This is a genomic window from Fictibacillus barbaricus (assembly GCF_014635025.1).
GTDB lineage: Bacteria > Bacillota > Bacilli > Bacillales > Fictibacillaceae > Fictibacillus > Fictibacillus barbaricus.
Window position 1 is genome coordinate 1 of sequence record NZ_BMCE01000002.1, and the last position, 25,056, is coordinate 25,056.

27 protein-coding genes and 1 pseudogene are annotated in these 25,056 nt (G+C 37.3%); 11 read left to right on the forward strand and 17 right to left on the reverse strand.

From position 1 onward, the window contains the following. Window positions 1–371: 371 nt before the first annotated feature. The 12 genes and pseudogenes from IEV52_RS09405 to IEV52_RS09460 form a co-directional block, all read right to left on the reverse strand. Window positions 372–1,061, reverse strand: a complete 690-nt coding sequence (locus IEV52_RS09405; protein WP_188402312.1) for an amino acid ABC transporter permease — start codon at window positions 1,059–1,061, stop codon at window positions 372–374. Between the two features lie 32 nt (window positions 1,062–1,093). Then, window positions 1,094–1,765, reverse strand: coding sequence for an amino acid ABC transporter permease (locus IEV52_RS09410; protein WP_229754248.1), 672 nt, complete (start codon window positions 1,763–1,765; stop codon window positions 1,094–1,096). A 191-nt stretch (window positions 1,766–1,956) separates the two neighbouring features. Then, window positions 1,957–2,790 carry a transporter substrate-binding domain-containing protein gene (locus tag IEV52_RS09415; protein ID WP_188402314.1) on the reverse strand — a complete coding sequence of 278 codons (834 nt, stop codon included), beginning with the start codon at window positions 2,788–2,790 and terminating at the stop codon, window positions 1,957–1,959. Window positions 2,791–2,795: 5 nt separating this feature from the next. Next, window positions 2,796–3,566 carry an amino acid ABC transporter ATP-binding protein gene (locus tag IEV52_RS09420; protein ID WP_188403860.1) on the reverse strand — a complete coding sequence of 257 codons (771 nt, stop codon included), beginning with the start codon at window positions 3,564–3,566 and terminating at the stop codon, window positions 2,796–2,798. Between the two features lie 43 nt (window positions 3,567–3,609). Continuing rightward, window positions 3,610–4,647: an NAD/NADP octopine/nopaline dehydrogenase family protein gene (locus IEV52_RS09425; RefSeq protein ID WP_188402315.1), complete on the reverse strand. Its 1,038-nt coding sequence runs from the start codon at window positions 4,645–4,647 to the stop codon at window positions 3,610–3,612. Window positions 4,648–4,704: 57 nt separating this feature from the next. After that, entirely contained in the window at window positions 4,705–5,382 is a 678-nt protein-coding gene (locus IEV52_RS09430; protein WP_188402316.1) for a GntR family transcriptional regulator, read from the reverse strand. Between the two features lie 795 nt (window positions 5,383–6,177). Then, window positions 6,178–6,351: pseudogene (locus IEV52_RS22295) on the reverse strand (IS3 family transposase); the annotation flags it as partial. Between the two features lie 2 nt (window positions 6,352–6,353). Continuing rightward, window positions 6,354–6,527 carry a hypothetical protein gene (locus tag IEV52_RS09440; protein ID WP_188402317.1) on the reverse strand — a complete coding sequence of 58 codons (174 nt, stop codon included), beginning with the start codon at window positions 6,525–6,527 and terminating at the stop codon, window positions 6,354–6,356. A gap of 345 nt (window positions 6,528–6,872) precedes the next feature. Further along, complete coding sequence (locus tag IEV52_RS09445; RefSeq protein ID WP_188402318.1) at window positions 6,873–8,162, reverse strand: hypothetical protein; 1,290 nt, start codon at window positions 8,160–8,162, stop codon at window positions 6,873–6,875. After that, window positions 8,163–11,645, reverse strand: coding sequence for an FtsK/SpoIIIE domain-containing protein (locus IEV52_RS09450; protein WP_188402319.1), 3,483 nt, complete (start codon window positions 11,643–11,645; stop codon window positions 8,163–8,165). A 309-nt stretch (window positions 11,646–11,954) separates the two neighbouring features. Continuing rightward, window positions 11,955–12,536: a hypothetical protein gene (locus tag IEV52_RS09455; RefSeq protein WP_188402320.1), complete on the reverse strand. Its 582-nt coding sequence runs from the start codon at window positions 12,534–12,536 to the stop codon at window positions 11,955–11,957. A gap of 133 nt (window positions 12,537–12,669) precedes the next feature. Further along, on the reverse strand, window positions 12,670–12,939 hold the full coding sequence (locus tag IEV52_RS09460) for a WXG100 family type VII secretion target (protein ID WP_188402321.1): 270 nt from the start codon (window positions 12,937–12,939) through the stop codon (window positions 12,670–12,672). A gap of 1,027 nt (window positions 12,940–13,966) precedes the next feature. On the opposite strand from IEV52_RS09460, the gene IEV52_RS09465 reads away from it, so the two are divergent. Together IEV52_RS09465 and IEV52_RS09470 are read left to right on the forward strand one after the other, a co-directional pair. Then, window positions 13,967–14,458 carry a CBO0543 family protein gene (locus IEV52_RS09465; RefSeq protein WP_188402322.1) on the forward strand — a complete coding sequence of 164 codons (492 nt, stop codon included), beginning with the start codon at window positions 13,967–13,969 and terminating at the stop codon, window positions 14,456–14,458. A 10-nt stretch (window positions 14,459–14,468) separates the two neighbouring features. Then, window positions 14,469–14,945, forward strand: coding sequence for a hypothetical protein (locus IEV52_RS09470; RefSeq protein ID WP_188402323.1), 477 nt, complete (start codon window positions 14,469–14,471; stop codon window positions 14,943–14,945). Between the two features lie 504 nt (window positions 14,946–15,449). On the opposite strand, the gene IEV52_RS09475 is transcribed toward IEV52_RS09470, so the two are convergent. The 3 genes from IEV52_RS09475 to IEV52_RS09485 all read right to left on the reverse strand — a co-directional run bounded on the left by IEV52_RS09475 (window position 15,450) and on the right by IEV52_RS09485 (window position 17,338). Then, window positions 15,450–15,839: a hypothetical protein gene (locus IEV52_RS09475; protein WP_188402324.1), complete on the reverse strand. Its 390-nt coding sequence runs from the start codon at window positions 15,837–15,839 to the stop codon at window positions 15,450–15,452. 225 nt (window positions 15,840–16,064) lie between these two features. Next, complete coding sequence (gene rpiA / locus IEV52_RS09480; protein WP_188402325.1) at window positions 16,065–16,742, reverse strand: ribose-5-phosphate isomerase RpiA; 678 nt, start codon at window positions 16,740–16,742, stop codon at window positions 16,065–16,067. Between the two features lie 212 nt (window positions 16,743–16,954). Continuing rightward, the gene (locus IEV52_RS09485; RefSeq protein ID WP_188402326.1) at window positions 16,955–17,338 is read right to left on the reverse strand and encodes a hypothetical protein; all 384 of its coding nucleotides are present in this window, start codon (window positions 17,336–17,338) and stop codon (window positions 16,955–16,957) included. A 233-nt stretch (window positions 17,339–17,571) separates the two neighbouring features. Between IEV52_RS09485 and IEV52_RS09490 the strand changes: the two genes are divergently transcribed. The 6 genes from IEV52_RS09490 to IEV52_RS22555 all read left to right on the forward strand — a co-directional run bounded on the left by IEV52_RS09490 (window position 17,572) and on the right by IEV52_RS22555 (window position 21,432). Next, window positions 17,572–17,922, forward strand: coding sequence for a YolD-like family protein (locus IEV52_RS09490; RefSeq protein ID WP_188402327.1), 351 nt, complete (start codon window positions 17,572–17,574; stop codon window positions 17,920–17,922). Between the two features lie 241 nt (window positions 17,923–18,163). Beyond that, window positions 18,164–18,502, forward strand: coding sequence for a PadR family transcriptional regulator (locus IEV52_RS09495; RefSeq protein ID WP_188402328.1), 339 nt, complete (start codon window positions 18,164–18,166; stop codon window positions 18,500–18,502). Beyond that, the gene (locus IEV52_RS09500) at window positions 18,499–19,518 is read left to right on the forward strand and encodes an HAAS signaling domain-containing protein (protein ID WP_188402329.1); all 1,020 of its coding nucleotides are present in this window, start codon (window positions 18,499–18,501) and stop codon (window positions 19,516–19,518) included. The genes IEV52_RS09495 and IEV52_RS09500 overlap by 4 nt, the downstream gene beginning before the upstream one ends. Window positions 19,519–20,232: 714 nt before the next feature. Continuing rightward, on the forward strand, window positions 20,233–20,694 hold the full coding sequence (locus tag IEV52_RS09505; RefSeq protein ID WP_188402330.1) for a hypothetical protein: 462 nt from the start codon (window positions 20,233–20,235) through the stop codon (window positions 20,692–20,694). Beyond that, the gene (locus tag IEV52_RS09510) at window positions 20,694–21,206 is read left to right on the forward strand and encodes a hypothetical protein (protein ID WP_188402331.1); all 513 of its coding nucleotides are present in this window, start codon (window positions 20,694–20,696) and stop codon (window positions 21,204–21,206) included. The genes IEV52_RS09505 and IEV52_RS09510 overlap by 1 nt, the downstream gene beginning before the upstream one ends. A gap of 91 nt (window positions 21,207–21,297) precedes the next feature. Continuing rightward, the gene (locus IEV52_RS22555; RefSeq protein ID WP_268234765.1) at window positions 21,298–21,432 is read left to right on the forward strand and encodes a hypothetical protein; all 135 of its coding nucleotides are present in this window, start codon (window positions 21,298–21,300) and stop codon (window positions 21,430–21,432) included. Between the two features lie 526 nt (window positions 21,433–21,958). Here IEV52_RS22555 and IEV52_RS09515 read toward each other — a convergent pair. After that, window positions 21,959–23,440, reverse strand: a complete 1,482-nt coding sequence (locus tag IEV52_RS09515) for an alkaline phosphatase family protein (RefSeq protein WP_268234766.1) — start codon at window positions 23,438–23,440, stop codon at window positions 21,959–21,961. Window positions 23,441–23,742: 302 nt separating this feature from the next. Here IEV52_RS09515 and IEV52_RS09520 point away from each other — a divergent pair, with 302 nt between their 5' ends. The 3 genes from IEV52_RS09520 to IEV52_RS09530 all read left to right on the forward strand — a co-directional run bounded on the left by IEV52_RS09520 (window position 23,743) and on the right by IEV52_RS09530 (window position 24,495). After that, window positions 23,743–23,994, forward strand: a complete 252-nt coding sequence (locus IEV52_RS09520; protein WP_188402333.1) for a hypothetical protein — start codon at window positions 23,743–23,745, stop codon at window positions 23,992–23,994. A 96-nt stretch (window positions 23,995–24,090) separates the two neighbouring features. After that, window positions 24,091–24,285 carry a hypothetical protein gene (locus IEV52_RS09525; RefSeq protein ID WP_188402334.1) on the forward strand — a complete coding sequence of 65 codons (195 nt, stop codon included), beginning with the start codon at window positions 24,091–24,093 and terminating at the stop codon, window positions 24,283–24,285. Between the two features lie 21 nt (window positions 24,286–24,306). Continuing rightward, entirely contained in the window at window positions 24,307–24,495 is a 189-nt protein-coding gene (locus IEV52_RS09530) for a hypothetical protein (RefSeq protein ID WP_188402335.1), read from the forward strand. A 183-nt stretch (window positions 24,496–24,678) separates the two neighbouring features. Here IEV52_RS09530 and IEV52_RS09535 read toward each other — a convergent pair whose 3' ends face one another. Then, complete coding sequence (locus tag IEV52_RS09535) at window positions 24,679–25,026, reverse strand: hypothetical protein (RefSeq protein WP_188402336.1); 348 nt, start codon at window positions 25,024–25,026, stop codon at window positions 24,679–24,681. Window positions 25,027–25,056 lie beyond the last annotated feature (30 nt).

Here is a 25,056-nt window from a genome sequence, read left to right on the forward strand (position 1 = left end):
ACAAGAGAATCTATTCAACAATATAATATACCTTATTTTACTGAAGTAATCCTTATTACTTTATTATTGTACTGCTAACTTTGCATATATCAGTTAGAAACCTAAAAATTAATTAATCATTCTTTTTAGAAGAAAATATCTTAAATTATCCAAGGTTAATATTCCTCCTAATATAAGAGACTTGAACCTTTAATTCAAGAAAAAGTGTTCTTCTACTTCTTGAAGAAATGCACCCGATTGTTAAGTGTAGAATCTGTAGGAAATCAATCAAGATTAAGAGTAACTGCTGCTTAAAGAGGCATACAAAAACGCCCATGCGGCTGCAAGGACGGATGTGTATGTATGAATGGGGCTTGTGTGATGGCATGAGCTCATTTGATTCGCACATCATTCTCATAGCGGTCGGCGAACTTGGTGATTAAAATACCGATTCCCCAGTAAATGAGTGCCACCATCATGAACGCCTCGACAAAGCGAAAGTTCTGGGCTGCCATGATTTTGGCTTGTGCAAAGATATCAATCACGGTGATTAAAAACCCGAGTGAAGTGGCTTTGATGGCCACTGTGAAAGAGTTTGCGAAATCAGGGATGGCATGGACAAAAGCTTGCGGGGCAACAATTCTCGTAAACGTTTGAGAAAAACTATAGCCCAAGGATTGCGCCGCCTCAATTTGCCCCGGATCTACCGCTAAAAATGAGCCTCGGATGATCTCAGATTGAAAGGCAGACAACGTGAGGCTAACTGTGACAATTAAAATAACCAGAGGCGACATATTGTTCATATTATAATCGATACCTAGAAGTGTAACGATGAACTGTCCAATGGCAGGGAGTGCATAATACATCAAGTATAAAAACACCACCATAGGTGTCCCTCGTAAAAACAGTTTAAATAATTTTGTAAGTTGAACCAGCACAGGGATGTTATATTGTTGTATCAGAGCCAACACCACTCCTAGAAGGGTGGATAATACAAGTATAGTAATCGCTATGAGTAAGGTTTCAGGAAGTACACCCAATATCCCTAAAAACATTTCGTATGAAGCCTCTAAATCAAACATGTTAATCCCCCCTGCTTATTGTGGTTAAACCTTTATCGAATGGCCACTCTCTTCTCCAGTTTTCTAACCAATCCGTCCGTTGTGAAGCACATAGCCGAAAACATCAAGGCAATGATAAAGTAAATTAGGATTTGATTAATACCGTAAGATCGTGAGATAGACAATTCTGCGGTTCCCATAATATCCACGATGCCAATGGCAAAGATCAGCGACGTATCATGAATCAAGTAAACCAAGGCATTGCCGTATCCCGGGAGAGCAACAGGAACCATTTGGGGCAGAATAATTCGGAAAAACTTTTGCATTGGTGTGTACCCCAAGCTATCTGCAGCTTCATGTTGACTTTTTTCAACGGCGAGATAAGCGGGTCGAAACACTTCAGAAATATAACCAGAATGATAAAATCCCATGGAAATAATAGCAGCATGCATCGGGCTTATAACATATGTGCCCAAACCGATGAGAGGTAACACTTTTGGAATTCCAAAGTACGCTATAAATAGTAAAATCAGTCCAGGAACACTTCGCGCAAAAGATACATACAAATCGGCTAATTGACTAATGACGGGAATTCTCTTTAGTCGCACAAACGTTAATAGCACAGCAAAGAGTAACCCAAGCGCAGCCGACAAGATGATGATGATAATATTGATCGGAAGCGTTTTAAGAAACTCCATTAGTAATTCTTGCATACCCGTTTCCATCGTCATTTCTCCCTTCTCTAATGAATATCTCTTCTGTACATGACGGTGTCATGTCTATGTTTTTCGTCTTAGTCTACATCCATATTCTCAAGGGATTCAACCAAACGAGAGAATATGGATGTGCTCTAGTCGATCCGGAGATATTCACTATGACCTTATCTGACTCGAACCAAGACGTTCATGTAAAAGCCTCAATCGTATTGAAACACATCTTCTGCGTAGAATTCAGTAGACAACTCAGAAAGCACGCCTGCTTCTGCCAATTCCTTTAGACCTTCATCGATGGCCTGTTTCAGTTCCTCATTTTCCTCTGATTTGTGAATCATAAAGAACGTAGGAATAATTTTGACTGGGTCCAATCCCACAACAGGTAGATTTTGATCTTCAATGATTTCGATTTGTCCGTAACTCGATGGATAGAACAACGCATCATATTTGCCAGTCGCCACTTCTTTTAGTCGATCTGCGATTGGAATTCCCACATCAGCCAAATCATACTCTAGCTTAAATTCAGGATTTTCTTCTTCCCAATCCTTAACGGATTTATATGTGGCACCCGCTGGGGATAGAGGAGAAATTTTCTTCCCTACCAAATCTTGAATGCTCTCAATTCCACTATCTTCTGCCACGTAAATCTTGATCAGGGCACGACCACTCGATTCTGAAGGAATGATATATTGCTCTGCACGTTCCTCCGTGAACCCTAGACCACCTGCCAACATGTCGTACTTTCCAGTAGCTAGTCCTGTTTCACCCGCTGAATCTTCCACACCGAACAATTCAAATTCATAGTCTTCAAGCACTTTATCCAGTTCTTTTATCAGCTCAGGCTCATAACCCGTCACTTCGCCGTTCTCATCGACCCAGCTCAATGGTTTTGACGTGTGGCCAGTCGCCACTTTGATTGTTCTTACGCCTGAATCCCCAGTGCTCTCAGCTTGTGACTTGTTGACAGTGGAATTGCATGCAGTAAGGAGAGATAAACCCAGTACAGAAGCTGCTACTAAAATTGACTTTATCTTCATTCTCATCAACCACCCTTAATGTTTAATTTTTGTTGGTCTTGCTCTGCATAGATCTTTTTCAAAAACTGCCTTGTTCTCACATTCACTGATTTCTCGAAGATTTGTTCAGGCGTTCCCACTTCCACAATGTGACCATTTTCCATAAAGACCACTTTGTCGGAAATCCGCTTGGCGAAGTCCATTTCATGGGTGACAAGAAGCGTTGTCATGCCGGACTTTGCTACATCTTCTATTACTTTCAATACCTCCTCTACTAATTCGGGATCAAGAGCTGAAGTAGGTTCATCAAACAAAATCAACTCGGGTTCAAGCGCCAAGCCACGTGCAATGCCGACCCTTTGTAATTGTCCTCCCGATAAGCGAGAGGGGTATTCATTTATTTTATCTTTAAGACCTACCTTTTCTAATTGTTTCAAACTCATGGCATACGCTTCGTTTTTGGACTTTTTCTGAACGGCTATTTGAGCATCCATTACATTTTGGATGACCGTCTTATGTTTGAAAATGTTGAACATCTGGAACACCATGGCGGTTTTCCTGCGAAGCTTTAGGGTGTCTTGCTTGGATAAACTTTGATAATTGAGATGCAGATCCCCGATTTGAATTTCGCCCTGTTGGGGTTTTTCTAAGTAATTGATGCATTTTAATAAGGTGGTTTTCCCTGTTCCACTCGGACCAATAAACGATACAACCTCGCCTTTTTCGACCGATAGGTTAATACCTTTCAACACTTCTTTTTGGTTGTATGAAACATGCAAGTTTTTAACGTGTAAGATAATCTCTACCTCCCCAAGTGCTTTATTTCAAATCCTATATGTGCTATACCACGGACATCCGCCGTAGATTCTCCTCGGTCAACCCCTGAAAGCGAATCCCTACTTGCCTATAGTCGCTGTTCATAAGTAAAGATGCCGTGCTGATGATGGAGTCGGTATACGGTGTTGCCAACCCTAAGATTTTCCCTAATTCTGAAATCGGAACAAGTCCAAAAGGAATGTCTTCTGTCAGATACCTATAATCGAGTGTCGTAGGACCTAATCCAGTAGGGAACAAGCCAGGCAAAGCTTCATATAACGTGGGATAATTGGAATCATAAAATTCATTCAAGATACTCAAAATACTTTGAAGATCGACATGTAGACGACTTGCTATTTCCAGTCGTTCTTTATCCATCTTTTCTACGTAGTTACAGGAATAGGGAGATGCTCCGTCAGGATAGAAATGAAATCTCTCGGATGCGTCAATCCTTGCCGCGTTAAACAGGGTGATCGGAGGATGAATCACCACATTGGAATTATTTAAGGAAGTCTCAAATACACTTTCTCCCGGAATCAATTGCGGAAACCTTTCCATAAACGATGGAGCAATCTGGTTCTCTTTACGCAACGTACTAATTAGTACGTTGTATTTAATTTTAGTGATCGCAACAGAACCGGCTTGATCGGCCAAACTGACAAAAGGCATGGCACTCGTTTCGGCCACTGTAATGTTCTTTTCTGTAATCAAATCAGTACCCAGAATTCGTTCACATTCTAGTGCACCCCAGTAGCCTGGAAAAAAGATGATGGTTTGATTGGGTTGCAAGAACGGTTTAATTTGATTGACAATCGTCTCATGCCCTATAGCCGTCGTCGATACAATGATAAACTGGGCCTCTGCAATCACCTGATCTATGGTGGTCGATGCCTCTAAATCGACGTGCCCCGAATAGATTCCTTTCACTTCCAACCCTTGTGTAGAAATTCTTTCAGCTTTCTGTGGATCACGGGTATACAATTTTACGCTTTCTCCATTCAATTTCAGATATCCTGCAATGGCCTGCCCTGTATTTCCACCGCCCATTACTGCATATGTCATGAACTCTTCCTCCTCTCATATGGTTCGCAATCTGTTTCAATCTGTACCTTTCTCTTGTTAGAATTGGGTATGTTCGTATTTTTCGACCGTCTTGATGGCTTGATTCAACGAACCTAAAATATGTTTCTTCATTTCTTCTACTGCGTTGATCTTGTCTTTTTGGATGATGTAATGAAGGATCATCTTATGTTCTTTTACGGATTGTTTTGTATCGCCAATACTTTTGTGTGCCAATCGCCTGTACCGGTTGATCATGCTGTTGAGCTGATACAAGAACTTGACCGCCATCTTGTTGCCACTCACCGTGTAAATGTATTCGTGGAATTGCTTACCAAATCGATCGATTGTCTCATAATCTTCCAGGCTTATCGCCATTTTGAGTAATTTGATGAGATGGGTTAAGTGGTCAATGTCCTTTTGCGTGATATTATCAATGGCATCTTCAACGACAATCCCTTCCAAGTTGCTACGGATAACAAATATTTCTTTCACTTCTTGGATCGAAATCGGCGCCACATTCATTCGGCCGTTTAAACTGCGATTGACCAATCCTTCCAGTTCCAAGATCTGAAGAGCTTCTCTAAGAGGGGTTCGACTGATCTGTAGCTCTTTGGCTAACTCTTCCTCCGCAATTGGTTGACCCGGTTCCAGTTCACCTTTGATGATCATTTCTCTCAACGCTTTATGTGCAATATCTTTCGTAGAGACTCGACTGGCTTTTGCTCTTTCATTCAACTGGTTCACCGCCTTTAAAATAATTGTATACAATTATAAAGTTATTCTAGCACACATTTTTAAAAAATAAATAGAATATTTAGTTTTTTCTGTTTTTTTTGGTGTACCTGTGCGCACTAATCGAATAATTTCTCGACATTAGTAGCTACCACGTCATTCCTAGCATTTTTCCATTTGGTGCCTATCACCCGAATAATTAATCTATACATCCCTATACACTCTGCATAAAGAAAGACCTCGCTGCAGCAAGGGGTGGTGAATAAATATACGCAGTGTATAAATTCGACGGGTGCGCTAGTGTTGCTTATTAGTTATACACGCACAAATATGGATAATTTTACAACAAATTTTGACTGCTGAAATTAAAAAAAGGACCCGGATCTCTAAAGACGATTCGGTTCCCTTTTTTTATCATTTAATTATGGGCGAGTTTATGAAGTGCAACGACATAGGCTTCAGGAAATTCTGGCATCTTCTTCGGCGACATCTTTCAACACTTCCAAAAAATTGCGAAGGATGCGGGATTTAAACCACACTGGTTAAAGCTTAAGCATGAGATAAAGGATGAATTGCACGATATTGCTCGCAAATATGCAGCTGATGAAAAAGAAGGTCTACAATTTAGGGTGACAAAAGTGAATGAAAAAATAATACAGTACAACAAAGCTAGGGCAAAAAGGTTTGGTGAGATTGGAAACTCTAGATTCTGCAATTAGTAGATGGTAATAGAAGGCGCTATATCTTCAGTGAACTGCGCCCTAAATTTCGGACAGTATAATAAAAGCAACCTTCTATTTAAGCAGCTATCAGATGACTTCGGTATTCCGCCGGAGTCATCTTTTTTAGATTCCATTGTCTTCTTGATTCATTGTAGAAGATCATGTAGCGATCGACCAGTTGTTTTAATTCTTCAAAGGTTTGTGATTGTTAATTTTCCATCTCATCTTTCATGTGACCAAAGAAGGATTCTTTCAGTAAAAATAATAAAAAAAGTTGTTTTCTTCAACTTTTTCATAATATCTCCCCCTCCGTTTTTTCTGAGGTTTAGTGTGATTTTTATCGGTTAAACTGCCTCTTAGCTGAAAAACTTCTTGTTTATATAATACCATAAAAAGTAAATTTTCCTTGTCTTTTTCAAAAGCCACAATCTTTACGAAAAGAGCCTTACATAAAGACAACTTTTTCTTGTCAATTACTATTAAAGACAATAAATTCTTGTCATGAATAAATGACAAGAATTTATTGTCTTAGGTTTAAATTAGGTATTTTTACTGAATTTTTAAGTCATCACTTTTGTGTCATTAGTTTAGAAACCAATGACAAACCCTAACAAACTTTTCATAACTATAGTTAATGTTTTCCCCCTAATTGAACATTTCTTCCTTTATTTTAAATAAAAAAGTGCACTTCTCCTTCTTGGAGAAATGCACCCGTTTGTGGAATAACTCATTACTGGAATGCTGCCCGTTGTTAATTAAGTTTGGTCTATGTCACTTTTTTATTCCAGCTTTCCTAAAAACTATTTCCCTTAAGGATTGATAGTCATAAGCATCTTTCTCTACAGGCTGTTCTCTGTATGCCTTCTCTCTTCCAGGTCCACCATTAATATAGTTCGCAAAGTTTACTTCCCATATTAATGTATGTTTATGGATAAGACCTTGATCGATTAGATTCTGTGCAAAATTATTTCTAATTGGTCTTAGTTCATCATTCCAAAGGGATGTACTTATATCTATTACTTTTTGTAAATCCTTCAGCCCGATATTTATTCCCTTTTCATTCATTTCTTTAATGAATTGATTACTCCTCCTTACAAGGTCAATACCCCCTATATTCCCACCTAAGTGTTGATCTATTAGATCAAAAACTTCTAAAGTCATTCCGTTTCTTTCTAACATTGCTTTTTTTCTTTCATCGGATATACGCTGCCATGCTGGGTTCTCATTAATACGATTATTCTTTTGTTCTATTTGATATGCTTGATAAACATGAGCCGATTCATGGGCAATGTCGGATAACAAGCTAAAAGCGGACATGAGTTTGCTTTCTTTAAATGTAATCGTACGTACAATCTTTCCATCTTTATTTCTTCTTTCCTCGTATTTGGCTTCTGTACCCTCTCCAAATTCTTCATCCTTGCCAAATGTCACAACTACTTCTATAAGGTCAACCCCTTGTATTCGGTATTCATAATTAAAGTAATTTTTAAGCTCCTCTTTCTTCTGATCTTCAGTTAGATTTACCCAATTCTCTTCTTTAAATGGGGTAAAGTCATATTCCCCTTCATCTTCCGTCACTGTAACTGATTCGTTTGATGGTCCGGTTATTTGATTTTGGCCTAAATAGTGACTCAACAATTCGATCTTTTCATCTATTTTTCCTATCGTTTCCTCTGCCGTACCGGTTAGTTCCTGACTATGATAGGACTTCTTCCAAACCTCAGCTTGGTAATAAAAATTAGAGCACAAGTACTTGAATCTATCCAGATCGATCTGAGCTTCTTCACGCTCGTTCCTTGCTTTCATCCACTGAGCATATTCATACGAACAATCATTGTTTTCATTGCTTTCGCATATTCGTAAATCTCTTTCCGCTTCTAATAGGTTTTGCTCACGTTCTTCCAGTACGGCCTCTAGCACCCGTCTTAATTCATTCAGCTTTTCTTCCATTTGGTTAATTGTGGACTCAACATCCTCAGAGGCATTCATGATATAGAAGCTGAGAAGGAGGAGTGAGCTCCTAAACTCGGATAACGCTTCTGCTGAGACATGTACATCCACTTAAGTTAACCTGCCTTCTATAGATTGTTTAACGTGAGATGTGATCTTCTGAACAAAGCTATTTCTCCAGTTGACTCCAGGAAACTCAAAAGGCTGGAACTTAAAGAAATCACCTTTCGGGCTTTTGTATAGCGCACTGTTCCTTTTAAGGGACGCAGCATACTCTTCACCTAAGTATACTCTGGATTCTTCTACGCGTAATCTGCAAGCTACTCTATGGCCAAACGTTTTAATACGCGGGTTGTTCCCTGTTAGATCTGCAAGGTTATGGTTTGTATCACACCAACCAATAACGTAGATTCCATAAGAAGGTCCGAATTTTACCAACTCAAGAAATTTTGTATTCGCTGATAGCTGTGGCATATACCCTTCTGATGGTATGGCTGCATCATCAACAGGCGCAGTTGGTTTGCGAAGTGAGAACACCGCTGGTGATGGTAGAGGTGCCGTAGATTTTCCTGAAACTTGGACGACTGTCGTATCATATAACGCATTAATGCGCTGGACCCCATGGATAAAGAAGAAACAAGGAGTGTCTTTACGGCTCGTTCCTTTTTTACGGTCATTCATCTCCCTGTGCAGTTCATCCAATCGTTCTATCACTTCTGAATCAGCGTAAACCGTATCAACGTGACCTTGCAATTCCGCAACGAGGTTATCAAAAGCATCGTTCGTCTCTTTATATGCAGAAGAAAAGTCGGCGATTATTATCTTTTTTTCTGTGACATGTGGCAGATTTACTCGGAAATGGTAGAGAACCGAACAGAGAGAACTATACAGAATTTTTCTTGCCAGCTCCTCATCCTGGCCCACGATCATCATATTATCCTCACTCTTAGAATGCAGTTCGATCATTGAATAAGGGGGTGACACACGGTTGGATTTCCCAAGCCATAAGGTGATGGTGCGAGACTTCTTGCTGGATGGGTCGAGTGCTGTGTTAAACGGTATGTTTGCTTCCTCGATGCTTTCAATGGACTGGCTGAGGAACACACGCGCATCATATGTGTTACCTTTTTTAAGACCGTGTTCATGGATGGCTTTAAGGGTTACCTCCTGGTTTACCTTATCTAGATAGGCGACTTTAAAAAGTACGTTTGGCGCATACCCCGCATCACTGTTATAGATAGCCGCTCCCGTTTCCTGTCCTAGGCGGGCGATCCCTTTATAGTTATCTTCACCCAGTAGGATCCTTGCATCTTTTTCATCTGCCTTTAACCCGATTCGAACAGCCATCTGCTCCCTGGTTTGAGGCTCAAAGGAAGAATTTACGGCACTTGAGATACTTTGAGAAGCTAAGATCACATGGATTCCAAATGACCGTCCCCTTCTTACCAGGTCTTCCATCATTGATCCACATGAACGGGCGATCGTTCTGTCCCGCTGAGTATCGAACAATACTTGGAATTCATCAATGATCAGAAGGATTCGAGGCATGATCTCACCCGTTTTTAATCGGTAATTGGTGATATTCTGCACAGAGTGTTCTTTAAAGATCGTCCCCCGACGTTCTAGTTCGTTCACTAGTTCCTTTAGGATGGTCTCACCGAATTCTTGCTCGCTCTCTAGCGCAAGTAGTTTCATGTGAGGGATTTGATAGTTAGCATAGTCCATGAATTCTACGCCTTCTTTAAAGTCTAATAAGTAAAAAATCAGTTCATCTGGACTGTAATTAACACAAGCACTGGTAATCAAGGTATGGAGAAGTGTGGTCTTCCCGGAACCCGTCTTCCCCGCAATAAGCGCATGATGTGAGGTGTTTACGCCAAATACGAGCTCATGCGTATTTCCTTCGGCCTTTCCGATGGGGATTGTTAAGGTGTGCAAGCTGCTTTTGGAAAACCAAGTGTCAGGGGCAATAACTGAAAATGGCGTACCTGTCTTGTTTGCCTCATCGACCTGTTTTCCTAGTTGATCCATGAACTTGATTAATTGTGGGAGCGGCGGTGGTGATGCAAAATCAAATCGTACCTCGTGTGAAGTAGAGGAAAGATATAGTTCACTCTCTTGAGAACGAATATGTACGGCATAATCGGCAAGTTTTTCAATCGTTTGTATGAATTTACCTTTATCGTAGCTGCTAACATGCTTATCACTGTAAGCTACGATGGTATGGACACCGCATTTTGGACCGTTCGCTGCAATATATAAAAGCTTTTCAATCATATCTGTCGAGAAATTCTTAGGAAAATCCAGGATTACGAGTAATTTATAACTTTCCGCGTTCTCCTTTGCATAGTGGTTGTATTGGTAGATGTTTGAGTACCCTAAACCTGAAGAGAGTTTAAATTGGATGACTTGATCTATATGCATATACATTTCATCCAGCGCTTGATTAATGGCTGCTTGACTGGTGTAAACCTTTTTTCCGACGATCTTTTCATCTTTCGAAGATAATCTCATAAACGGAGAGAAGATGGTGCCTGCATTTTTTGGGTCGATAAAGGTGCAGTGTAACGCTGTTGGAGGCAGTTGCGCCAGCATTCTGGCTACAAGCGCTTGTACACCGCGATAGACCGTTTCCTCTGTCTCATGATCCGTATCAATGAGAAGTGAGCAGCAATCGCTAAATCGTAATGCATAAGGGAGGGTTAGCAAACCATCACTCATCCAGTCAGCATACCGGTTTGTAACAATCTCTTGTAGATGATCAAACGTATCAAGATCATTGATCTTCTTCAAGATAAAGCCTATTTTTATGGTAGGCTCTTCGTGCGCAGAGGTAGAATATAAAGAGAAATTGGGTTCTTGCTCGTTTATTTCCATAACGATCTTCATGAGATCTTCTGATGAAACACGTTGATCGAGCTCTTTTCTCAGCCTAACTTTAGCGTCCTCCTTTTTTGAAGACAGCTCTAAGTCTAGCTGTTCTAACTCCTTTTCTTTTTTTTCATCTAACTCTGAGAGGAGACCGGTACATACCTGAAACCACTCTTCTGCTTTTGAATAATAGTCCTGAACAAGTTTGTTGGTCATCTCTAACGAGACACTATTTGATTGAGCTAGCAAACAATTAAGCTCATGATAGATGTGCAGCTTTTTTTTACCGAAAATGTTTATTAGAGGTTGTTTTATAACTAACTCTGTCGATAATTCCCCAATCCTTTTAAATATCAGTTCTTGTTCTTCGACCGGTTCTTCGATATTTTCAAAAGGATACACAAAATTTTTAAATAGCTCGTCATTATCCTTATATTTGTTATAATGCGGTGCTAAAAGGGAGAGTTTATCGATAACATGTTTACATCTCGAATACAAGAAAGCCCAATAAATAAAATCTTTTTTTGCCTGTCTTTTAAGGTTAAGCTGTTTTCTTCTGTATTCTTTATCCAAGGTTATCATCTGTCTTCTATATGAATCGATAATGGACTCTTGATTTTCCTGATACTTTTTTACAACAGGATCTAAAGAGCTTACATTTTCACTGATACTCATTTGGATCATGCAAATAGAATCATAGATGGTTCGAGCATATTGGTTCATAAATCCAACCCCCTTTCCTTAGCAAATACTTCAAGATCAAGTACCGCTACATATAAGTCGCGCAACGAAAAAAGGAGTTCTGTACCAGAAGACAAGATTGGCTCTACGACATCCTCCTCAAATTTGGTGCGTCGTGTATCCTTCCACTCTTTCTCTAAAGCGACCCACGTATCCCTAAAAGTAACGTAACTCCTTTCATATTCTTTAAGATTTGTAAGAAGGTTTGAAGTATAGGGCACATTTAACACCACCACTTTTGGATTTGAACTGCTAGTAAATTTAGAGAACGTTTGCAACGAATTATTAGATCTAATCGTCTTTATCAATCAAAGCGATAAAAAGGATAAACGCGATAAAAAGGATAAACCCGATGAACAGTAACCGTAAGAACCAGCCCATCGCTCCCCATAAAGCTATGACACCCATTGGTATCCCACAAACAATAACTGCTATGCGCAATGGGAAAAGTAGACTCCTAACACATATCCTACCTTCAAGATTAGGGGTGTTCTTTTTAATGGTCCTGTAGGTTAATAGGAATCCATATAGACCACAACTCAACCCTGTAATCAGACGGACCGTCCAGCTTTCATTACTGAAGAATAAATTTACAATGAGGGTACTGCCTAAGATACTATAGAGGAGTACGGATAGGATAATCGTCCTCTTTATAATCGTTTCTTCTTTAGCTTGTATTGCAACAAACAATAGCCCAGTATCCAATTTCATATACGCTTCACAGGCTTCAGATAACCTTTTACTCGAGTCATCATAGTGTTCAATGATTTTATCCAGTTTGTTTTCTCCAATGTCCTTGAGGAGCATTTCATTACTAAGGTCGAGATCAATATCTACCTTTGACCATCCATTAAGCACATCATCTGGTTTCATAGCCCTCTTCCTTCCCAAAAACGTTAAACAAAAACAATAAATGAGTTGTAATTACACCCATAATAAAAATAAAATCCACTTGAGGTACAAGTAGATTATCTTTCTGATTTTCGTCTTGAGATCACTATGTATACTACTTTAAATATTCATCTAGAATGTTCGCTTTTCCATCCAGATGTCGGGCATATTGATCAAATGCAGGTACTGCGTTACTTATATGCTTGATTAGCATATCCAGGTTGTCTCCGAACTTTTCGTACTGAGCATCTCTCCAAACTGAACCCACGCCTGAATGTGCACTTAGTAACTGTCCGAGCAATTGCTCTTGACTATCAATAAAACTCCTGATTTGTTGAGCGTATTGTCTTAGTGCCTCTGGTGAGTTATTAACGTTTCCTGACAATGTACTTCCCCCTTTTAATAAGAAATATGGTTGTAGAAAAATTAACCTTAATGATTAATATTCTCGGGATTAAAAAAGTATAAGAGACACACCAATTTTCCGTTCTTATTTTTTTCCTTATCTATTCAGTAGATATATATCACAATAATTATAAAAATGTAACTAAAAATGGAAAAAATGGTAATTTAGTTTTGATTAAAATGGGCCAAAAGTAAGCTAATCAGCTACTAGTGAATAAAAAATACTGCCTTGAAATCTTATTCCACAATCTGGCCCGTTTGTTGAATAACAGCTCCACGAATAAAATTGTTAATGAAAAAGCCTCTTTAAAGAATCTTCACTTAAACTAACTTAATATATTATTTTTCCAACCGTTATTTGGAATATTAAACATAGACAATTCTTTCGTGTCAATTACTATTAGGGTTAAATTAGGTATTTTTACTGAATTTTTAAGACACCACTTTTGTGTCATTAGTTTAGTGTTTCAAATTTTTATGGTGTAAATCAAATACGTAGTTACGTTATAAAAAGGAAATATATATTCATACATAGAAACAGGTACTTATAAATATTTAAAGTCCCCTACAAACAACATAATGAACCCGCCTGCTTGTAGGAGAACCTCTCTTAATTAACGGACGTGGAATTCCTCAAGTAACATGGCTTCTGTTTGTGGCATAGTACGACCTAAATGCCAACAACCCATACCACCTAACCCGTATTCCCTTACTAGACGAAACTTTAAAAGGAGACTACGCGGGTCTTCAAACCATACTTCATGAAGCGCATCCTTATTGTCAACATAACGAAACCAAGGTGCTGCAACTTTTTTATCGTAGTGAACAGAGGTTTGATACCCTGTATTTAAATCAATTGCAAGTTGTGTGTTTTTTTAAAAAAAGATCCAATCGTAAATTTTTAATTGCCTTTTTGGATTTCTATTCCAAACGACGCTTTTAAGGATAATGTAAATTGATTAGGTAATTATAAAATATATAAAAACAGATAAGGAAGGTGATTTTTTATGGAGAAAAAAATGTTAAACGGACTTTTTACTTTATGCATGGTTTCATTACCATTTTTATTCAAAGGTTCAAAAATGAGGGAAAATTTAGTTGTTTTCTTTTCAAAAGGGGTCTTAGCAACGCTAATAGATGCTTATGTGGTTGGTTCCAAAAGAGTTAAATATCCAGTCCGTCCCTTTCCTAAAATTTTTGGTATAAACATTATTTATAACATGTTGTTTTTCCCACTATTAAGTGTCATTTGGGTTAAACTATCTTATAATGATAAATTAGGAAAAATTATATTGAAAAGCATGATGTTTAGTATCCCGATGAGTTTCGCTCAATGGTACCTAGAAAAAAATTCCAGATTATTCAAATGGAAAAAATGGTCTATATTCCATACTTTTGGATCTGTTAGTTTTACATTATTTACGATAAGAGGATTTGTTGCTTTGATGAAGAGATTGGATAAATTAAAGAATACGTATCTAAATGGAGATACAAATTAAGGTTGATAATATGAAAAAGACACAAAAGTTAGAAGCAGTACTTTGGAGCATAGCCCTACCCGGTTTTGGTCAATTGTTAAATGGGCATTTATTAAAGGGAATTATTTTTATTCTTTTAGAAATCATGATTAATGTTATGAGTTCATTTAACCAAGCAATTATGTTTAGTTTTTTTGGAAAAATAACGGAGGCTAGTAGCGTGATTGAATACCAGTGGCTTATGTTTTATCCATGTGTTTATATGTATGCAATATATGATGCTTATAAATTTGCTGAAGGAGAAAATCCTCAATTATCGTTTCTCCCATTTGCTTTTGGAGCCTATTTTGTCACAATAGGGCTTATATACTCATCTAACTTATTTTTCGGTATATTATTCGGTCCCATCTGGCTACCAATGTTGTTTTTAATACCAGGATTGGCAATTGGATTAATTATTCGTTATGTGCTGTTAAAATTCATTTATTGTTCAAAAACCGAAGGATAGTTTTCATTATGATTCGATTTGTATCATTTTTTCTTATTAAACAAATATCATTTTTCTCCCAATAAAAAGAAAGATGACCCTCTATGGTCACCATCAATTTAATTGTTAGCTCTAAATAAACTAATATAAGCCATATTTTTCAATGATTTGGACTGTTCTCTCTTGCACTTAATACGACATCGAGTCATAACTTTGATCACTAACTGATCCATCTATTCTACAAAGAGTTTCTACCTCCCCTTCGTTAAATGGCTTTCTATTAGTCTTTGTAACTAACATTAAATCACCTCAATCTATCCGATACTATGAAATCTTGAATACTATAATCCTGATTTCCATTTTACTTTAAAAGAAATTACCAATCTAGATTTGGAAGATTCTACTTTTCTGGCTAAAATGTTTCTCAGCCACCTTGACTGTGAATGACCTCGTTCTTTTCGTTTAATAATCTCACTTTGTAATAGTCCCCAATTTTGAAATAATAACGTCCACGATTTCCTACTATCATTGGTACTTCTTCATAGGCTCCTTCTCCTCGATACCTAAGAAGCAACTCGCATGCTCAGCTTTAGGATTGCGGACCTCTCCATAATTCACATTAAAGTTAACCACTTCATTCCCTTTGTCATCTGTTCGGTTAAACCGTTCAGAGACCATCATCAAATCATCATTTTCATAATGCATCCATCCTGATCGCTCATGTCTCCATCCTTCATCATTAGAACCTGATAGAAAGGATATTTCGATTGTTTTCAGGTTTTTTGGCAACTCTTCATTACCTCGTTCTGGAGTGAACTCATACAGCACGACTGTATATCCTTCGACTTCTTCTTTGTGAAGGATGTTGTCGACTTGCTTAACGTTGTCGTATATACATGGGCACCAAAACGGCACCCAGTCAGTAGCAACATATAAACAAATAAGAAAATAAACATTTCTTTTTTCATTTGTTTATCCCCTTTATCCCTTCTCGGGGATGTACGACACTACTCTGCTTTAATTTTATTTAGGCAAGATAAAATTATGTCTGGGACTTATTTTTAAGAACTGTACAACTTTAAAAAAGCAATCCATTGATGAAGTTTTTTATCATTGTATTTAATGACTTCAGTAACTCCATCATAATTTTGATCTAAGCAAGGTGTTTACATTTCCATTACTACCGCCGATCACAATTACATCAGCCATTTTAACAAAAAGCCCATTCTCTACTACACCCGGAATCATATTCAATGTATTATTCACTTCTTTAGTATCTTGTATCTTCTCAAAATAGCAATCCACGATATAGTTCTTATTATCCGTAATAAATGGGGCATTATTTTCCATCCGTAATTTTGGTTTACAACCCAATTTACTGATCTGGTTACAAGTCACTTCCCAGCCAAATTGGACAATCTCTACGGGTAAAGGAAACTGACCTAAACTAGTAACGTATTTCGTTTCATCAATAACTATAATAAATCGTTTGGAAATGGATGCTACCATTTTTTCACGTAATAAAGCTCCTCCACCACCCTTTATAAGTTCAAAATTCGTACTCGCTTCATCCGCACCATCTATTGTTAAATCTAATTCATTGATTGAAGACAAACTTACTAATGGAATCCCTAGTTCCATTGATAGCTTTTCAGTGTTTTTAGAGGTAGGAACCCCTTTAATATCTAGGCCTTTTCTTATTAACTCACCAAGCTTTACAAGTGACCAATAAACTGTTGAACCAGTTCCAAGACCTAAATGCATTCCATCTTTGACATATTCGATTGCTTTTTCACCCGCAAGTTTTTTAGCATTCATAAATTTCCTCCAATAATAAAAGATACTCTTTTAAATAATCCACTTCATTATGTTTAAGTATAAACCTACTCAAAGTTTCTAAACTTAAGATAGTTATTCAGTTTTTTAAAAGTGAGTGGAATGCCACAATATTGGTCTGTATAGTGAATTATTAAAAAGAGCTCACTTTTTATGTCAGCTCAAAGGTCCAAACTTAACATTATTCGATTTAATTATGAAAAAAACATGAAAATTTGACAGTTGTCTCTTTTAGTGCAAATTGTTTTTCTAACAAACATTTTAAATGTACCCAAATATCTTCTCTTTCCTGTTACCCTGCCTGACTTTACGATAACTAATAAATCAGTCATAGCATCTTTTTTAAAGTTTCGATAGGCCATTTCTGCAACTGACTCGCAGCTTATAAGCATTTCTCTTAAAGACCGGGTAATCCAGGGTTTTGAAAGGTCATTGTTTCCCGCTCTCTGGTGCCAGTTCACGATCAAGTTTTCACCCACTACACAGATACTCTTAGCGTGCTTGAAGATCGGATGATTCTCAATGTATGTCTCATCTTTATGAGTAACATAGTGACGAACACCTTTAACGACGAACAACCAGTGTTCACGGCTCGTATCATTGTCTAGAATTGCTTTCGTACAGCCATTTATAAAGTCTGTTTCTCACTTCGAAAACTTTCTCATTCCCTACACCTCTCTTGACTTTTTACAATAACTGTTATTTTTCTAGTTTTTTTGACAAAATTCTTCTAATAAAAGAAAACAATCAAAAATTGTCCAGTAGATAACAGAACGTGTGTTCGTATATACTTTTCATAAGGAGCGATATTATGACCATTCGTGATCGAGGAAATATCAAGTGGACGAGTTTGATGCTACCTGAGCATGTGAAGGAATTAAGGAGGTATATAAATGAGGAATATCATGATATTCCTGAGCATAGTATCGATGAGCAGCAACTGGAAGGAATCAACGAGTTGGTACTTGAAGCGATGGAACATAACTTTCCGTTAACGTTTGTTGTTTACCTAAAAAAACTCCTGAATACAATAAGCGGCCATATTCATTACATCGAACCGCATAAGATGGAGTTTCGTATTAAGAGTCTAGACAATGATATAAAGTTAGTCCCTTTTTCAAAAGTAAAAGCTATACATAAATATGAAGAAGCAGTGGACTAGCTTTAGTCCATTGCTTTTCATCCCTATTTTACAGATGAACATTACCCTTATATCTTTTATTTCAAGAATTTCTGCAAATAAAAGAAACAACAACTCTGGAATACCCCAATTTACTCTTCCAAAAACTATTCCCATGTTTCCATGTATTCGTTATTTCTTATAAAAATAATATAAATTCCATGATATTAGGAACTTTACAGTACTGTACGACATACACTGTTACTAAAATCGAGGTGATTGCATGAGCGATTTAATTCTTTCTCTTAAGACTGAACTTCGCAGAGGAACGCTTACGTTAGCGGTACTCAGCCAGCTTCAATCTCCCCAATACGGGTACTCCCTTGTTCAACGATTAGAAGAAAACAATGTATCTATAGACCAAAGCACATTATATCCATTACTGCGAAGACTCGAGAAACAAGAACTGTTAACAAGTGAATGGGATACAACCGAAAACAGACCTAGAAAATATTACATGCTAAGTGATTTTGGAAGGGAAGTATTTCAGCAGCTGAAGGAAGAATGGCTCCAGACGGCAATGCAATTAAATTCGATGTTGCAAGGAGGAATTTCAGAATGAATTTGATTGAATCATATATTAGTGAAGTGACACGTCGGCTACCTAAAAAAATGAGGGAGGACATAGAGCTGGAACTAAGATCGACGATCGAGGATATGCTGCCAGATGATTTTACCGATGAAGATGTGAAGAACGTCCTTATGAAGCTAGGTGATCCAGCGAATATGGCAAACGAGTATCATGCCAAACTACGGTATATCATTGGCCCGCTATTCTATGAAACTTATATCAATGTATTAATAGTAGCGGCCACATTTTCAGTCGTCATCAACTGTATCGTCCTTTTCGTGAATGGCATCTTCACTTTTGATGGAGAAACATCCCTGTTCACTTATATTGGAGGGCTTCTTCTAAAGATTCTCCTTTCTAGTTTAAATAATCTTGCCTATGTTTTCTTCTGGGTTACGATCGTTTTCACTTTTCTAGAACATGCTGGTGTTTCAACTGAAAAGGTGTATACAAAAAGAAAACCATGGACGCCGGATGAACTTGTGGAATTACAAAAAGTTAAGCAACATAGACAGATCCCAAAATGCGAAGTCTTTTTCAGTTTGTTTTGGACTGTGCTATGGGCAACGATCTTACTGAATGCATCAGATCTATTAGGATGGTATGAACAAACGGGTAAAGGGTTAGAGGGGTTGCGGCTTGAGACTCAGCTTTTTAATGGCGATGTATTGCTAATGTATGCACCCTACTTAATTCTCCTGATTCTCATTGAAGTCGGGCTAGCCATCTACAAGTTTTTTATTGCCAGATGGACCAAACAGCTCGCTTATCTAAATATGCTGTACCATTTCTTTTCTGTTGTACTGCTGCTCGTGATGTTAAACGACTCAGCATTATTTAACGAGAAATTTATTAAAATCATGACCACAAGCTTTAAAACAAATCTAAGCTGGCTCACTGTTACCATTGCGGGTTTCATGATTCTTGCATCAATTTTAGATATCGTCTCTGGTTTTAATAAAGCTAGAAAAGCCCCGTTTGAGATCAATCAAATAATTAAACATTAAAATGATTAAAAGGGCTCTTTTATTACTTTTCCTTATATAGAATTTCGACGATCACTTATTCCACATTTTTGTTATGGTTCGCAATCTGGAGTCTGGATAAGTACCTTGAAGTTCATGATGCCATTCACGATCCTAAGCAAATCAAAAAGCAAATTAAAGAGATTTTTAGTTAGGGGGGTATCATACAAAAAAGCCCGGGTGTCCGTTCCCAGGTGTAAAATTAGACTTCTATGAATCATAACCAGTTCATAGGGTGAGACATCAAAATTATTCTTTTTATGTTAGTTAACACCTGGCCTAATAATAATTTAATCAACTCTCCTTTACCTTTTTAAATAAAAAACCGCATCATTGGCAGACCAGCTGCATAAGCATCATGCCCTTTAATGAAAGAACAAAGCGATTTATTCGACTACAGCGCAAACGGAAACGGTCCTTCAGCCCTTATTAAAACCTTTTCAGCAGCTTTTTGATGAAACCCCGGTTAAATCAAAAGTCCAGAAATTCACCAATATGATATGCTGCTTTTTAAGGACCTTATCATAAAAAGCTAAAGAGGCTAATTTTCGAAGACATTTTCTCGCCAGCCTCTTTTTTGTACGTTTTCCTGGTTTCTATAAGACAATACATATTTATATCAGGTATGAATAATTAAATCCTCAGATTCCAAAACTAGTTTAAAGTCTGAATGGCGAATTCTATTGGTGACATAAAATGGTTATCTCTTTAAGCTTGTTTATAACCTGGTTCCTGATTGGGATATTGGTTCCCATTTACAAAAAATCTCATAAACAACAACTAGCTTTTGTATTTTTATTTGTCGAAATAATAAACAGTAACGTTCCTTATCTGCTTGGTGATGCATTCCACTTTTACAAGATAACCAATGACATGCGGTTATATATTTCATTTTCTCTATATCAAACGATAACAATTCCAGCATTATATACAATTACAATCTACTTATATCACCAAGTAACTTCTATTCAGAAAAAAGCCGCTATTCTGTTGATTTTTATAGTTGTAACCGCCCTTTTAGAATATCAGATCTTCAGTTTAAAAATCATTGAATCAAGTGGATTTTGGAAGTTAGTTGTCTTAATCGTGTATCGGTTGCTTTTACTTTTCCTATCTATCTTCGCTTTAAGAGGATTTAAAAGGATGTGCAAAAAGTAATGAGAAATAATATGCCTTTCACTGAAAAAGCTTTTGATTTCAATGATTATTTTATCATCGCATCCATTTTGATTTTATACGCCATCATGTATTTGCTGCCAAAGCGGTTACCCGTTTCAACTACAGTTTTGTTAATGTTATTTGCTACAGCGGTCCCTATGGTACTAGATAATGCGATTGGAAGTCATTCTATTGACCTTTACGATATCATGGACGGTCCAGCATATTCGGTCATGGATTATACAGCCTATCTTTTATATGCACCCTTTGGTTATTTCTTCATTTACTTATATGTATTGTTCAGTGTGAAAGGTTTCGGAAATGCTTTTTATATTATGACCTTTTCATTGTTTGGTATTGCATTTGAATGGGTTTGTTCCCAGGTGGGTGTCTTTCATTATAAGGATGCTTATAATACCTATTATTCTTTTCCGATCTATCTGATGACACAAACCGGGTTCTTGCTGTTCTATAAATCCATTTCATCATATAGGGAAAAGAACGAAGTGTAAAAAAGCTGTTATATCTTGGAAGCCTGATAATTATGGATAAAAGGTATTTGAATACAAATAATAAAAGCATTAATCAATTTGGAGGTTAAGTATGCGTACTGAAACTGGCTTCGCCGCATTAATTTTCTTTGCTATCTTAGGTCTCATTACTACTTTTATATTTAGCACGGTTCTTATCTCAAAAGTTAATAATTTAACAGAGTCCATAAAAAAACCAACCTATTAAGTGGTAATGACAAGTTGATGAATTTACAACAATAAGTTTCTAATTTAAATGCTCGACATATTTTTTAAAAATTTTAATAAAATCTATTCTAGTAAAATGACTATTTGTAACAACAACCCATGCTTCTATAGCTTTAACTCTCTATCTAGCAAAGTAAAATTAAAAAAGGAAACCGAGCGATATGCTCCGTTTCCTTTTCCTGTTGTCTAAATTTTCTGGTCCTCAACCACCTAGATTGTGAATGACCTCTTCCTTTTTGTTTAATGTAATAATCTCCAATTTTGAAATTATCTCGTCCACGATTTCCTTTAATCATTGGTACTTCTTCATTGTTCTGCTTAAGGAGAAACTGGCCATAAAGATCTACGAATTAGAGAGAAGCCTTTTATCGTTTTTAGAGAATAAAGGTGGTATACAGACTTTTAATAAAAGGCTTATGGATTATAACGACCAACATACAGATTTAAGAAAAGTGCTAATAAAATATGTGTAAAGATAAAAAAGGACGCTTCCTAAAGCAGTTCCTTTATTTTTCCTGTTTTAACATGGACATGATCCATTCTTTTAAATCTATAAAGCGGAAATGTTTCGGAGCAGATTCTATTCCTGTTACAATCATAGGGACTAAAGAGTCATCCTTATGCAGGGCTCCGTGGCTTGCACCTCCTACATGTGTCGGAGAACCTTCTCCGATCAGTTCATATCCTGGCTTGACCGTAATAATGATGTATTCTCCTTCATGAGAATAGAACGAGGTGTACAGCCTCCCTAGTCCATCTGGAAAGTTGCCGAAACGGATTTGTTTATCGGTAATGTTCAGGTCGAGGATGTCGTGCGATCCCTCTATGTTCCAGGTTTGCCCGTACTCATCCCGATATTCTCCCTCAGGCTGGAAGATCAGTTCACCTTCTTTCTCACCTGAAATCACATGTACCTTTTCTCCTTCCCTCCATGCGATCAGGTCGATCCTGCTTTCTTTTTGAATCGTTTTGGCAACCTGACCGAGTGATAACTGGTTTATATCAAGTGAATAAATAAACGCCATCCGTTCGTTGACAGCTAAAACAATTTCATCATCCGCTGTGACTCCCTGCCGTAGCTTCACGATTCGATAATCATCCAATACGTTTCTCAGATCGACAAGTGCTTCATTCCGGTCCTGTTCAATATACGCCTGACCGTTGTCACCTAAAATAATCCATATGTTGTCACGAATAGCATCTTCCCTTGATGGGAAGCTGTTTAAGATTTCAGCAAGATGGTCATCTGCTTTCTTTATTGCGTTAACATCATCCGGCCCGTTCTTATGTACACTTTTATCCCCATCAGGAAAATAAACAAGCGAAAAGTCAGGGAGGTTATTTTCCTGAATCAGGTAAATAAGTTCCCTCGCGCTAAACGCATCATGAAATCCATACTTTCTCCAAAAATAGTGTAAACGGTTAGATGGATCCATTTTTGACAATGCTCCATATGAAAAAATGTAAGGAGAATTTACATGTATGGTCTTAGGACTCCCTGTCAGCCATGCGATTATACGAGGCACTTTTAAAGAACGGGTTGCGCTCCCTCTATACATTAATGTGTTAATAGACGCCGAACGCTTATCCAAAAGAGATACTTCTTCATGAATGGTTTTCACCCCATCCGCCAAATGAACATTATTCAGATTATATAAAATATCATGCATAGACTGATACAATCCAAGCTTAAAGAGTTCCCGGATATGGCTGCCGTAGTTGATGATCCTCTTTTCAGCCTGATGATACCAAACCAATGCAGGCACTTTATGCTGATCACTGTACACACCCGTTAACAGTGTACTGTCCACATTAACTGACATCGTAGGAAACGGGCTGATCACTTCTGGATAGAAACGGCCATGATCCATAAGAAATTTAAACGTCATGGCCTGCCCATTTGAGATCGCCTTCTGCAAAGGCGCAGTCATTAAAGAATCCAGTAATAGAACGATTACACGTTTATTTGTCTCATTTCTCGTTGCCAAGGAGCATTCTCCTTTCCTTTTCATTAAATAGAATTCTATGTATTTCGCCTAAGTAAGGTATCAACCAGTTATGTTTGAATGGTATTTAATTGTTAGTTTTACAAAATTATAGAAATATATCCTCTCGCCGATAATAAGTGCCTCTTTCCCTCTTTCAATTCCCTTCACAAACTGGTTTGCGATAAAGCTTGACTATTGATTGCTTATTTAAATTTATTCAATCAATAATGGCCATTAGGTAAAAAGGACAGACTAATAATAAACCTCTTTATCCAATATTTTTTATTTAAGGTGGGGTAACAATGAAGTGGGTCATCAAATCAAAGCATTTAAATGAAGAAAAAAAGATAATTGGATTAGAATTGCAGGATGCAGATGGCTCATTCGATGCCAATGTCAGATGGGACGGAGCTATGGAAATTCACATTCATTCCATTACTGAAGAATATAACCAGATCGCAGATACCATACATACGTCCGATATTGATGGACTAATAGCCAAATTACAAGGATTAAAAAAGGTATGTGTAGATTATCTTGACGATTGGAAATAAGAGCAGGCTCAACATTGAGAAATGTGCTAACCCCTCCTGCTGTTTACTTGGATAAACTCATACTAAAATAAATACTTGTTATAGAAGGAGATTAAAATGAAACATAAAAAAAATGACCGGATTAATACAGTTTCCCATGATAATCCGAATACTCGACAAAATAAAGAAGAAATTTTATACGTCACATTCCAAGATATGGAATTAGATACGAATGTCAATGAAGACCCGATTCGGGAAGGATTATTGGATGAATCAATGGATTCGTTTTTAGAATCAAAAGGAAAACAGTAATTTTAATTTTGGAATTTGGAGGTGAATGCAAATAATGAGTGGAATACAAGAACTGATTCAAACAAGCTTGGTAAAAAAGTGGAAAGAAATGAAACACTCTACTTACGGGAAAGGTTTTCAGAAGATGTTTATATGTTTAACATAGCAAAATATCATGAGGTTGAAGACTATGGGATGAAGAGGTTAGATTCTGAAAGACGCTGTCAATAAAGCTGATAAGTAAGTGGAAAGCCTTGTTATATTGCATGGCTTTTTATAATTAAAGACTCATTTTTAAGGTTAAACCGTCAGCAAAGTTTTGGTTCTTTTCGTTGCCCTGAAAATGGTACTTCCCCTTCTTGAAGAAATGCACCTAATTGTTGAAGATCAATTGGTTTTAATCTAAAAGCAAGATTAGTCATTATGTATATGAATTTCCTTAGCTTCTACCTCTCTGGTATCTTCTTTTTTGCTTATTTTATCGGAACTAACAAGTACTATTTTTAGATTTGCTCCTTCTGAAAGCTCATTAGCATTCAATTTCTTTCCGTTCTCGTTGAAGAATGCTGTTTTACCTGTAACAAGCACTTTACAAAGATAACCCAAGTCTTTAACATTATTTTCTCCTTTGTTCACTTCATCAGAACAATCCACAATAAGATAACCTTTTTTGTTCTCAAAAAGTTTCCCCTCAAAAGAGCTTGTACCTGAGCAACCAAATAAAAGTATGCAAATGTTCATTAAAATAAAACCGTACTTCATCTTTGTATCTCACCCTTCTGCCCTTAACTT

Excerpts from the sequence above, each read along its gene's own strand:
- IEV52_RS09405 (WP_188402312.1), bottom strand. The coding sequence starts at position 1,061 with ATGTTTGATTTAGAGGCTTCATACGAAATGTTTTTAGGGATATTGGGT.
- IEV52_RS09410 (WP_229754248.1), bottom strand. The coding sequence starts at position 1,765 with ATGGAAACGGGTATGCAAGAATTACTAATGGAGTTTCTTAAAACGCTT.
- IEV52_RS09415 (WP_188402314.1), bottom strand. The coding sequence starts at position 2,790 with ATGAAGATAAAGTCAATTTTAGTAGCAGCTTCTGTACTGGGTTTATCT.
- IEV52_RS09425 (WP_188402315.1), bottom strand. The coding sequence starts at position 4,647 with ATGACATATGCAGTAATGGGCGGTGGAAATACAGGGCAGGCCATTGCA.
- IEV52_RS09450 (WP_188402319.1), bottom strand. The coding sequence starts at position 11,645 with ATGAACCAATATGCTCGAACCATCTATGATTCTATTTGCATGATCCAA.
- IEV52_RS09455 (WP_188402320.1), bottom strand. The coding sequence starts at position 12,536 with ATGAAACCAGATGATGTGCTTAATGGATGGTCAAAGGTAGATATTGAT.
- IEV52_RS09465 (WP_188402322.1), top strand. The coding sequence starts at position 13,967 with ATGGAGAAAAAAATGTTAAACGGACTTTTTACTTTATGCATGGTTTCA.
- IEV52_RS09470 (WP_188402323.1), top strand. The coding sequence starts at position 14,469 with ATGAAAAAGACACAAAAGTTAGAAGCAGTACTTTGGAGCATAGCCCTA.
- rpiA (WP_188402325.1), bottom strand. The coding sequence starts at position 16,742 with ATGAATGCTAAAAAACTTGCGGGTGAAAAAGCAATCGAATATGTCAAA.
- IEV52_RS09490 (WP_188402327.1), top strand. The coding sequence starts at position 17,572 with ATGACCATTCGTGATCGAGGAAATATCAAGTGGACGAGTTTGATGCTA.
- IEV52_RS09495 (WP_188402328.1), top strand. The coding sequence starts at position 18,164 with ATGAGCGATTTAATTCTTTCTCTTAAGACTGAACTTCGCAGAGGAACG.
- IEV52_RS09500 (WP_188402329.1), top strand. The coding sequence starts at position 18,499 with ATGAATTTGATTGAATCATATATTAGTGAAGTGACACGTCGGCTACCT.
- IEV52_RS09505 (WP_188402330.1), top strand. The coding sequence starts at position 20,233 with ATGGTTATCTCTTTAAGCTTGTTTATAACCTGGTTCCTGATTGGGATA.
- IEV52_RS09510 (WP_188402331.1), top strand. The coding sequence starts at position 20,694 with ATGAGAAATAATATGCCTTTCACTGAAAAAGCTTTTGATTTCAATGAT.
- IEV52_RS22555 (WP_268234765.1), top strand. The coding sequence starts at position 21,298 with ATGCGTACTGAAACTGGCTTCGCCGCATTAATTTTCTTTGCTATCTTA.
- IEV52_RS09520 (WP_188402333.1), top strand. The coding sequence starts at position 23,743 with ATGAAGTGGGTCATCAAATCAAAGCATTTAAATGAAGAAAAAAAGATA.
- IEV52_RS09525 (WP_188402334.1), top strand. The coding sequence starts at position 24,091 with ATGAAACATAAAAAAAATGACCGGATTAATACAGTTTCCCATGATAAT.
- IEV52_RS09535 (WP_188402336.1), bottom strand. The coding sequence starts at position 25,026 with ATGAAGTACGGTTTTATTTTAATGAACATTTGCATACTTTTATTTGGT.